Annotated in this window: 9 protein-coding genes; 7 read left to right on the forward strand and 2 right to left on the reverse strand. The window is 68.0% G+C overall.

What is annotated here, in order from left to right:
* On the reverse strand, nt 1-441 hold a 441-nt coding region (locus KPF47_RS12385), incomplete at its 3' end, for a hypothetical protein (RefSeq protein ID WP_224389027.1).
* A gap of 983 nt (nt 442-1424) precedes the next feature.
* On the opposite strand from KPF47_RS12385, the gene KPF47_RS12390 reads away from it, so the two are divergent.
* The 3 genes from KPF47_RS12390 to KPF47_RS12400 are packed head-to-tail and all read left to right on the forward strand — an operon-like array spanning nt 1425 to nt 4596.
* Entirely contained in the window at nt 1425-1724 is a 300-nt protein-coding gene (locus tag KPF47_RS12390; RefSeq protein WP_224389028.1) for a hypothetical protein, read from the forward strand.
* Nucleotides 1721-2965 carry a hypothetical protein gene (locus KPF47_RS12395; RefSeq protein WP_224389029.1) on the forward strand — a complete coding sequence of 415 codons (1245 nt, stop codon included), beginning with the start codon at nt 1721-1723 and terminating at the stop codon, nt 2963-2965. Before KPF47_RS12390 ends, KPF47_RS12395 begins: the two co-directional genes overlap by 4 nt.
* Entirely contained in the window at nt 2962-4596 is a 1635-nt protein-coding gene (locus KPF47_RS12400) for a hypothetical protein (RefSeq protein WP_224389030.1), read from the forward strand. Before KPF47_RS12395 ends, KPF47_RS12400 begins: the two co-directional genes overlap by 4 nt.
* A gap of 223 nt (nt 4597-4819) precedes the next feature.
* Here KPF47_RS12400 and KPF47_RS12405 read toward each other — a convergent pair whose 3' ends face one another.
* Entirely contained in the window at nt 4820-7822 is a 3003-nt protein-coding gene (locus tag KPF47_RS12405; protein ID WP_224386186.1) for a Tn3 family transposase, read from the reverse strand.
* Here KPF47_RS12405 and KPF47_RS12410 point away from each other — a divergent pair.
* The 4 genes from KPF47_RS12410 to KPF47_RS12420 form a co-directional block, all read left to right on the forward strand.
* Nucleotides 7815-8189, forward strand: a complete 375-nt coding sequence (locus tag KPF47_RS12410; RefSeq protein ID WP_224389031.1) for a hypothetical protein — start codon at nt 7815-7817, stop codon at nt 8187-8189. The two genes, KPF47_RS12405 and KPF47_RS12410, sit on opposite strands and share 8 nt — an antisense overlap.
* A 112-nt stretch (nt 8190-8301) precedes the next feature.
* Nucleotides 8302-8424 carry a hypothetical protein gene (locus KPF47_RS38670; protein ID WP_255659583.1) on the forward strand — a complete coding sequence of 41 codons (123 nt, stop codon included), beginning with the start codon at nt 8302-8304 and terminating at the stop codon, nt 8422-8424.
* Between the two features lie 115 nt (nt 8425-8539).
* The gene (locus tag KPF47_RS12415; RefSeq protein WP_224388065.1) at nt 8540-9424 is read left to right on the forward strand and encodes an IS5 family transposase; all 885 of its coding nucleotides are present in this window, start codon (nt 8540-8542) and stop codon (nt 9422-9424) included.
* A gap of 511 nt (nt 9425-9935) precedes the next feature.
* Nucleotides 9936-10675, forward strand: a 740-nt coding sequence (locus KPF47_RS12420) for an IS5 family transposase (RefSeq protein ID WP_224389032.1), incomplete at its 3' end; no start/stop codon positions are given.

The following is a 10675-nucleotide window of genomic DNA, read 5'->3' on the forward strand; positions in this document are numbered from 1 at the left end:
GCACACCCCACACCGGATTCCCCGGCATTCGTGTACGACACATGTACGGCGGTTCACGTTCAACGTGCCCAGCACGACCTTCGTGCGCTGCTCGAAAATCGTGATATTCACACGATCCCGTTTGCACTGCGCCGTCCGGTTCACCACCCAATCCGTGTACCCCTCACACTCCTTCGGATGCGCCACCAGATCAAACGCATCGGGATTCAGATCATACGACTGAAGGTGGTTCTCCGACGGCGGCGGAATAGTCACCTCCACACACGGGATACCACCCTCGCCCGTCGCCCGCGCGGAAATCTCATCAAAATGCTCGTGCAGATACTTACACGAACCGTCCCAAGAATCCTCTCCGGACCCGGTCCGGAACGTCTCCACACCCGGCCCGCCAGCAGTCGGTGCCGCCACCGATGAATCCGGACCCGGCGGCTCCGGCTCCACCGGCCGCGGCCCCTTCGACACAGACACAACCACCGAATCAGAAGGCTCCGCAGCAACCGCCCCGGAAATAGCACCCGCACTGACCACAAGGACCACCACGCTAACGGCCGCAGCCCGCCACGCTCTCGACAATTTCACCGTCGAAAGATACCCGCTGGTGGGGGGACAACTGTCAGCGGACGACGCCACCAGCAATAAGCACACGCTGCGACTAACCGAATACTTCCCGCCACCAACTCTAGTGACGCACGGTGAGATTCCGGGGGATGTCCCGAAACGACCCCCAACCCGTCACAACCCGTCACACCCGTCACAGATCTTCCGTCTGTGCAGGTCAGACCCAGATTTTGCCTGTGACGGGTTGAGGGGGTGTGACGGGTCAACCCGTCACACCCCCTCAACGAACCGCACGCTCACATGAGCCGAAGACCGCCCTGAGCGCAGTCTGACCAGTGGAAACAGTTCAAGATGGGAGGTCGCAAGCTATTCGTCACGTTCCGTGACAGAAGCCGCGGGGGTTCAGGCCGGTTCAGGCCGGTTCAGGATCGGTGCTTGACAGGCCCGCCGGGGGCGTGAGTTGCTGGTTAGGCGACCTCGCCGCCCGGCGGGCTGCGGTCGCCGCTCCGGCCTTGTGAACCGGGGGGGTGACCTAACCGAACGACCTACACGAATAGGTGGTCGGCTATGGGCCATGCTGCCCTTGGCATCCGTGTGTCTCTACCCCGGCACGGGGTTTCTCCCTTCGATCCACCCGCTCACGATCCCGATCCCGGCTCTGACCTGGGGGTTCACGGGTGCGGATGGTTCCCGGATGGGTTGACCGAACAGGTCATCGACCGTCTCTACGGCGACCTCCTCCACGGCTCCGACGAGCCTGACGGGCCGTCAGACGAGCCGGACACGGCACGACTGTTTCCGTTCCCGGCCCGCCGGCCTGTGGCCGTTTCCGCTGGCCAGCCGGTTATCGCGGGTGGTGAGGCGGCATGAACGCGTCACTTCGCCGGACCGTAGCCGCGATCGCTGACCGGGCCGTCGAGATCGCTGTCGTCGCCGCCCTCGGTGGGGCGACCATGTGGCTGACCTGGTGGTTCACCGCCCCGCTCGGCTTCACGGTCGGCTGGTGGATCGCCGCTGAGCTGCGCCTGCGGCGTGCCCGCCGCCTCGCCCCGGCTTCTTCTCCGCGGGCCGAACAGTGCCCCGCAGACGCCGTCTCACCGGCCGCTGTAACGCCCGCTGGGCAGGTTTCGGCTGGTCAGATGGGTGCGGGGAGGGCCGAGGCGTGACCACCACATCCTCTTCCTCGAACTACTCGTGGGCTGCAGCACGGGCGGCCGAGCGGCGCGAGACCCGCGCCCTGGAGGCCCGCCTCGCCCGCGAGGCCGCTGACGCTGCTGCGCGGCGCCGCCTGGAGATCGAGACCGCCCGCGGGGAAAGGACCCGGGCTGACCGGGCCGCGGCCGACCGCCGACGGACCGAACGTGCATCCGCACGTGCCGCAGCACGTTCTAGGGCTCTGACCTGGGCCTCCGCCCACATCGTCGAACTGCTCATCTACCCGATCGCGCTGCTGTCCTTCTGCCTGGCGGCTCCGGCGATGGCCGCCTACGGCGCCCACCTCTACGGACCGCTCGGCGTCCTCCTGGCCGGGATCACGGAGCTGGGCATGTGGGTCTTCGCTCTCGCCGTCGTCGCCTCACGACACCAGGCCCCGGAGCGCCCGGTGACCGGGTTGCAGGCCGGGGTGGTGCTGTTCTCCCTGGTCGCCGCCTCGATGAACCTGCTCCACGGCCTCCACCAGGGCGTCACCGCCGCTGTGGTGATGGCGGTCGTCTCGATCGCCGGAGTGCTCGCCCACCAGCTCACCCTGGCCGGAGCACCGCGCTCGCGAGCCGAACGCCGCACGGCGCGACTGGAGACGCTGGTGGCGGCGAAGACCGACCGCGCGCGACGCCTCGCCATCGCCGACGCGGTCGCGGTCATCAGCCCGGACGGGACCGCCGCCCTGACCTACCGCACCGGCATTTTCCAGGTGAGCCGCCGGGCTCTCGCCGCAACGACGGCGCCGAGACGACCGGCCACGCCGGCCCCTCATAGCGGCATCGCGGATGACTGGGACTCGGCCCTCGCCGCCCTGATCGAGAGCGCGGGATACGGCGGCTCGCAGCTCACCACCGACCACGACCCGGGCCTCGACTCTGGGGTCGACCCGCACCTCGACGATGATCATGGCGGGGGTGTCGCCGTCCTCGACCGCACGCCGGAGGAGCCGGATCGGGAGTCGAGGCCTGACCTGCGACAGTCGACCCACCCAAGATCATCGTCGACCCTAGGAGTCGACCCCGACCATGATCGTGAAACCGGGCCGACTCCCCGCAGCCTGGATGATCTTCGACGGCTGCTCCGGGCCGCGGTCGCCGACGGCCGGGTCGACCCGTGTTCGGCCGAGTCGATCCGCCGCACCCTGCGCTGCTCGGCACAGCGGGCACGCCAGCTCCGTGATGAGCCCGCCGGGGGCGCGCGATGAACCGCGACGACGGCCGGGGGAAGAACGAGAAGGTGGGCGGCGCCAGCCCAGCCCACCACGCGTCATCAGGGGACGAGCTGGCGCCGGTCATCTCTCTACACCACCGCACCGACAACACCGACCAGCCGGTGGTGGTCGAGGGCGAGATCGTGGCCTGCGGCCCGCAGACAGACACCACGACCTCCAGGGCGCCGGGGACTGGGGTGGTGTCGCGGCAGGGCCTCTACCGTCATGACGTCGTGACGGCACGACGGCATGCCGTCACTGTAGCCACCTCGACGACAGCGGTGTCGACGGCGAAAGGCCTGGTCAGGAACACGTGGTTCGTGTTCTCCGGGGCCGGTGTGTTGGTGTCGCGGTGGCGGGACACCCACGGCACCACCCGCTACGAGCGTCAGATGCGCGCTGCTGAGGCCGCCTGCGACCACGAGCGCCTGTTGGAGTGGGAGGCCCGCGACACCGCCGAAAAGGCCCGCCGTCACGGGCGGGTCATGGACTGGGTCAACGCCCCCCTGGCCTGGGTCCGTGCCGCCGGGACCGCTGTCCTGGGCGTGCTGGGCCTGCTGGTCGGCCTCGGTGTCGTCCTCGCGATCGCCGCACGCGATGTGTCCCTGGTCGTCGCCCCGATCGTCGGGGTGATCGACGCGGTCGCGTGGGTGGTCATGTTCGTGACCATCTACGCCTCCCTGCTCGGTGCTGTTGCCCTGGCTGGGATGGTGATCGGGTTGTGGGCGCTCGGCCGGGCCCGGACCGAGGTCCCGACCTGGGTCGCACCCCCCGGCGAGGACGACACCGGCGGTCGGGACGTGATCCCGGACGAGCGGGCGGTGGTCAACGCGCTGCGCCACCTGGGCATGGGCGCGCTGAACGCGAAGTTCAAGGCCGGATGGCAGCCGCGCTGGATCCAGCCACCCGTCCACGACGGCCGCGGCTGGCACTGCCAGTTCCTGCTCCCCGAGGGCGTCACCGTGGACATGCTCAACCGACGCAAGGACGTCTTGGCCCACAACCTGCTCCGCCTGCCGGTGGAGGTGTGGCCGACCGAGCCGCGCGACCAGCCGGGGGTGCTGGACCTGTGGGTCGCCGACCAGGGCTCGTTGACCAGGCCGGTGGCGCCGTGGCCGCTGCTCACCGAGGGGACGACCGACTACTTCACCGGCGTCCCGGTCAGCGTCGACCCGCGGGCGAACGTGGTGAACGCGCGACTGTTCGGGAGCAACTGGGGCGTCGCCGGGATGATGGGATCGGGCAAGTCCACCCTCATCATCACCGCCCTGGCCGGGGCCGTGTTGGACCCGCTGGTCGAGATCGACATCTACTGCATGGCCCACAACGCCGACTACGACCCGTTCGCGCCGGTCGCCCGAACGCTGTTCGTCTCCGACGACCCGGACGAGGTGCCGACGGTCCTCGACGGGCTCAAGGCATTGATGTCGGAGCTGTCGCAACGAGGACGGAAGCTGTCCGCGGCAGGCGAGCCGAAGCTGACGCGGAAGCTCGCCACCAGCGATCGGTCGATGCGCCCGCGTGTGGTCGTGATCGATGAGTGTCAGGAGCTGTTCGTCTCCCCTGTCGGGGGCGCCGTAGTATCCGGAATTTTTCGGGCGGATATGGAGGATGCAGGGCTGTGACCTCGTGGTTCGTGGGGATAGGTCAGATAAGCCGCGATTATCGCGTGTCTCAATCTATCGAGGCGGAAGCGACCATGGACTCGTCTCGACAGCAGTGGCCACGGAGTGCGCTGCCAGAGACGACAGTGGGTCTGAGCAGCGACGATGGGTGCTGTGGTGGCTGGCCAGTGAGTGAAACTTGCCCGATGACGGGGGCGTCGCGTCGTGAGGACGGCGAACCTGATCAGAACAGGGTGTCGCGGACACGTAGTGGTCGGTAGCCGGTCGGGCTGAGTTGGGCGAGTTCGCCGTCGATGTCGACCTCGATGGCGCCGAAGAAGTTGATGTTCTCCGAGTGGGCCGGGGAGATGTGGGCCAGGACCTCGTCGTCGATGCGGCGACCGGCGGCGCGCATCTGCTCGACGGCCAGGCCGTAGTACTCGGTCGTCCAGGTGACCACGGCGTTGGTGACGAGGGTGAGGCACCACGCCTGCTCGGTCTGTCCCTCCAGGTGTCGGGCGCGGATCATGCCCTCGTGGGCGTAGAGCAGGTCCCGCTTGAGCGCGTGCAGCGACTCGCCCTTGTTCAGCTGCCGGGAGATCTTGCGCCGGTAGGCCGGATCGGACAGGTACCGGGCGGTGTAGACGGTTCTGCGCAGCGCGCCGTACTCCTTGAGCGCCGCGGCGAGCGCGTTCTGCCGCCCGGACGCCGAGAGTTTCCCGACCAGTAGCGATGCGGTGGCGTGCCCGAACTTCAGCGACCCGGCCAGGCGCAGCAGGTCGTCCCAGTGCTCGGCGATCAGGTCGGTGTTGAGCTTGCGAGCCAACAGCGGCCCCGTCAGGGGGAACGCCGTCTCGGCCGCCGCCTTCGCACCCGTCCGGTAGAGAGTGATCTTGCCCAGGTCCCGGATCCGCGGTGAGAGCTGCAACCCGAGCAGGTCGAACAGCCCGAAGTTGACCAGGGTGACGCCGTGCGTGTCGGTGGCGTGCTCGGTGATCGGGATGTCGGTCGCGTTGCCGAGGATCTCGTCCAGGACGTAGTGCGCCTCGCGTTTCGTGGCGACGATGATCTTCGTGCCGTAGGTGGTATGCTGATCGGTCACGTGCGTGTAGGTCGACAGGCCCTCGTGCGCAAAATACCTGCTCAGAGCCCTGGCGGTGACCGACTTACCTCGCGTCGGGAACCGCTGACCGTCCGAAGAGGACAGCGTGCCGGTGCCGAACACCGGGGTCAGCGGCAGGCGCTGGTGGTAGCCGATCAGCGCCAGGTTCGCCGCCCGCAGCGTTTCCTCCCGTACGTACCACTCGGCGGTCCAGGCCAGGATGTCGTAGGAGATCCCGCACGCGTCCGCCATCCGTGTGAGCCCGAGGTTGGTGGACTGGGCGAGCAACACCGCGATCAGGTTCCGCTTCAGCTCGCGCGTGCGGGCCTGCTTGCCGCCGGCGTGGGTGAAGCAGTCCAGGAACCCGGTGCGCTTGTCCATCTCGATCAGCAGCGACACGATCGGCGCGAACGGCAGCATCTCGGTCAGCTCCGCCTTCAACGCTCTCGCCTCGGCCGGGATGTCCTCCGCGGTCAGCGGGGAGATCACCAGATCGCCGTCGTCGTCCAGGCGGACCGGGCCGTCGCCGTGGGCGAGCGTCGTTTCCAGCTTGCCCAGCGCGGTGTGCAGCTCGTCTTCGGCCTCGGCCAGGCCGGTGGCGGCGTCGGAGGGTTTGCCGACCAGTCGGCAGAACTCCGCCCGCTGATCCGCCCACTTGTCCTCGGTGAGCAGGTAGGCGGCCGGGTCGGAGTAACGGCGGCTGCCCGGCACGAACACGTCCCCGGTGCGCAGCCCGTCCCGCAGGGCCAGCAGCACGCACAGCTCCCAGTAATGCCGATACGCCGTCGCGCTGCGGTTCGCCGCGGCGGTGTCCAGGTAGCCGCGGAAGCGGGCCGGGACGAACCCGCTCGGCGCGTCGTCGGGGACCTTGCGGGCGCCGGTGGCGTTGAGCTCCCGCAGGATCGCCACCGCCTCCAGCAGCTCGGCCGCGGCGGTGCCGCCGGCGAAGGTCACGGCGTCGAGGACGTTCGGGGTGAACTGGCGCAGGTACCCGTACGAGCCGTCCAGCGCGGCGAGGTGCCCGTGATCGCGCGGCAGCGGCGGCAACGCGCTCGACTGCGCCGAACGCAGCCGGTCCCAGCCGACCCGCTCGCCCCGGATCAGACCGCCGACATCGCCGTCCGGCACCGCCGGGTCGGCCACGATGGCCAAGATCGCGTCCAGAAGCTCCTGGCGGTCCTCCCCGGACTTGGCGCGTTCGGCCAGATAGTCCCGCATCCTGTGCGCGGCCTTGCTCTCCCGCGCCGAGAGCGCCTGGTCGAACAGCGCCACCACCTCGTCGAGCACCTCGGTCGCCGACTGGGCCAGCAACGTCAGCAAGATCGGGTACCGGCGTTCCGGCTCCCGCCGTTCCAGCGCTTGGGCGGTGAGGCGGCGACCGACCGTGGCCAGGAACCGGCGGCGTTCGGCCGGCAGCACCGACAGGTCCAACGCGTGGGCGTCCATTCCGCGCAGGAACTCCAGCTTCGCGATCTCGGCCTTCACCGCCGCGGGCGAGGCCTCCACCGGCCCCTTCCCCAGCCACCGCAGCCGGGTCATCCCGATCTCCGAATCCACCACCAGCAGCCCGTCCAGCCCGACGCGGCGGGCGTCGGTGAACTCGTGCGCCAACCGGTCGAACGTCTCCTGCCGGGCCACCTCGCGGGCGTGGGCGACCCGCTTGACCACCGTCACCGGTCCCGGCCGGATCACCCGCGCCGAGATCAGGAACTCGCACGCCAGCCGGAACAGCAGCGTCGGCGAATCATGCTCCATCGCCCGCGCCAGCAGGAACTCGTCGAGCTCCTTGATCTCCAGCGTCGTCGGCGGCCGCCACCCCAGATACTGCGCCGCCAGCCGAAGATGCTCGGTGCGGGTCTTCGCCCGGCGCCCATACGAACCGATCACGGCCGGATCCACGCGCAACTGCTCAGCCAGGCGCACCACCGCCGCCTGCGGCGCCGACGCCACCTCATCCGGCACGAACCCCAACCACGACAACGAGCACACCGCGACCGCCAGACCCAGCCGATCCGCCGCGCCCCGGCCCCGACCGGGATCAACAAACGCAACGTCCGCCGGGGCCAGCGTGAAGAACCGGAACAACTCCTCCCGGCCGATCTCCGGGAACCGCCGCAGCCTCTCCAGCTCGACGTCTGTGAACACCGGAGCGACCACCCGACAACCTCCCGACCAGAACCCCAGAAACCCCCTGGTCAGGAGCCTACCCAGCCATATCCGCCCGATTATTCCCGGATACTACGGCGACCCCCTCTGGACAGCGCTGCTCATCCTGACCGGATGGCGGCTGACAGTCCTGGCCCGCACCGACGAGCCCACCGACTGGAACAAGGCCATCACGCTGCTGTTCGCGATCGCTGCCGCCTCGAACACCTTCGGCCTGTCACCGGTCAAGACCGCGCTCGACGCCGTGACACCGGGCCTGAGCTACCTATGCGGCTACACCCTGCTGACCATCATGTACAGCGGCTTCGTCTACCTGTTCGCCTCCGGCGAGAAGAGCCGGCCTTAGAGGTCGTTTCAGAACGACTTGTCGAGTTTCCATTGACCCCTCGACGACAGATCAAACGGCAGGTCAGATAGCCGCTTGTCGTCTACAACAGACACGTCGACCTCGTTCTGAAATGACCTCTAAGAGGTCATTTCAGAACGAGGTCGACGTGTCTGTTGTAGACGACAAGCGGCTATCTGACCTGCCGTTTGATCTGTCGTCGAGGGGTCAATGGAAACTCGACAAGTCGTTCTGAAACGACCTCTTAGAGCGTCCGGCAGTAGAGGTGGCCGTGTGTCGGTGTTGGTAGAGACACGGACCTGCAAGTGATCATGGGATTGCTGATGTCCTGATGGTCGCCTGGAGGGTCCGTGCCTCTATTGCCAGAATCGCTGATCGACCCCCTCTGGGTCGAGTTCGCTGCCCTGATCGAGGCAGAGCGGCGCCCGGAGTTCGACCCGGCCCATCCGTGGGGCTGTCACCGTCGCCGGATCTCTGATCGGGTCGTGTTCGACCACGTCGTTGCCGCTCTGGTGCACGGTAGTGGCTACGAACGCATCGCCACGCCGGGTTGCTCGGACCGCACCATCCGCCGCCGTCTCGATGACTGGGCCACCGCGGGAGTCAGCGAGGAACTGCTCCGCACCGCGCTGGCCGGTTACGACCAGATACTCGGCCTGGATCTTGACGATCTGGCGGTCGACGGATCGATCACCAAGGCACCAGGCGGAGGCGAGGTGGCCGGCCGCAGCCCTGTCGGCCGCGGCAAGCAGGGCACGAAACGGTCCGTGGCCTGCGATGACCAGGGCATCCCGCTGCACCTGGTCGCGGCGCGAGCCAACGACCATGACTCGCCCCTGCTGGAACCGACCTTGACCGGCATCGTGACGATGATCGGCCCGCTGCCCCGCCACCGCGACGCCCACGGTGGTGATCTGTTCCCGACCGTGCACCTGGACCGCGGCTATGACTCCGGCAAGACCCGTACTCTGCTGCACACCCTGGGCTTCACCGGCGAGATCGCGACCACGGGGGTCCCGGCTCCGATCCAGGCAGGACGACGGTGGCCCATCGAGCGCACGCACTCCTGGATGAACGGCTACGGCAAGCTGCGCCGGTTCACCGATCGCCGGAAGATCATCGTCGAGTTCTACCTCAACCTCGCCGCCGCGCTCACCGTGATCCGCCGGCTGATCAACCGTGCCCGCAGCCGCTACCGCTGGACAACCCGACCCACGACCCGTCGACTCCGATAACCATCAATTGCCGGGCGCTCTAAAACTCCGGCGAGCAGCGAGCACACCCGGCTTCTTGAGTTCCGTGAGAGGTGCTCAAGAAGATCACGCGGTGGCCGCCCAACCCCGGGCTCTGCCCGTCACCGAGCCGGTCGCACACCACTCTGGTGGATGCCACTACACACACCCGTCGGCAGCATGCTGTGTGCTGGTCGTCGTCCAGCTGGGCGCAGGCCATGACACCGCCATCCGAAGTATGTTTAGAGCGCCCGGCAAATGAGGTCGTGGGGGTGTCGTTGCAGGTAGAGGCACGGACCCTCCAGGCGACCATCAGGACATCAGCAATCCCATGATCACTTGCAGGTCCGTGCCTCTACCTGCAACGACACCCCCACGACCTCATTTGCCGGGCGCTCTTAGAGGTCGCGCGGATTGGTCACAGCTTGGCCGCGGTCGAGTGTCTGGGGGCGAGGGCGGGTACGGGCCTGCCGATCATGAAGTTATCTACGCTTCGTGATCGTCTGGAGGCCGCGTGCCCACCCTGCCATCATGGCTGACCGAGCCGTTGTGGGACCAGTTCACCGCGCTGCTGCCTCATCGAGACGAGTTCGATCCCACCCATCCGCTGGGCTGCCATCGCCGCCGGATCGCGGATCGGATCGTGTTCGACAAGCTCCTGCAGGTACTGCGGTTCGGCTGCTTGTATGAGGGCATCGCTGACAGCACCTGCTCGGCGACCACCATCCGCGATCGTCGTGACGAGTGGATCAGGCTCGGGGTCTTCGCCCAGCTGCGTCGGATCGTCCTGGACGCCTACGACCGCATCGTCGGTCTGCTGCTGCACGACATCGCCGTCGATGGCGCCATCACCAAGGCCCCCGGCGGCGGCGAGGTCGCCGGTCCGTCGCCGGTGGACCGGCGCAAACAGGGTATGAAACGTTCGGTGCTCGTCGAGGGATACGGCATCCCGCTGGGCCGAGTCCTGGCCGGAGCCAACCGGCACGACTCCCCGCTACTGGGCCCCACCCTCGACCGCCTCGATGCTCTCGGCCCGCTGCCCGACGACATCACCGTGCACCTCGACGCCGGCTATGACTCCGGCAAGACCCGCGACACGCTGGCCGAACGAGGCCTGCACGGCGAGATCGCGCACAAGGGTGAGAAAGCGCCGATCCAGGCCACCCGCCGCTGGCACGTCGAGCGGACCAACGCTTGGCACAACAGCTTCAACCGGCTGCAGCGCTGCTACGAACGACGAGAAATCGTTCGACC

It is taken from the genome of Pseudonocardia sp. ICBG1293 (genome assembly GCF_020131355.1).
In the GTDB taxonomy this organism is placed as follows: Bacteria; Actinomycetota; Actinomycetes; order Mycobacteriales; family Pseudonocardiaceae; genus Pseudonocardia.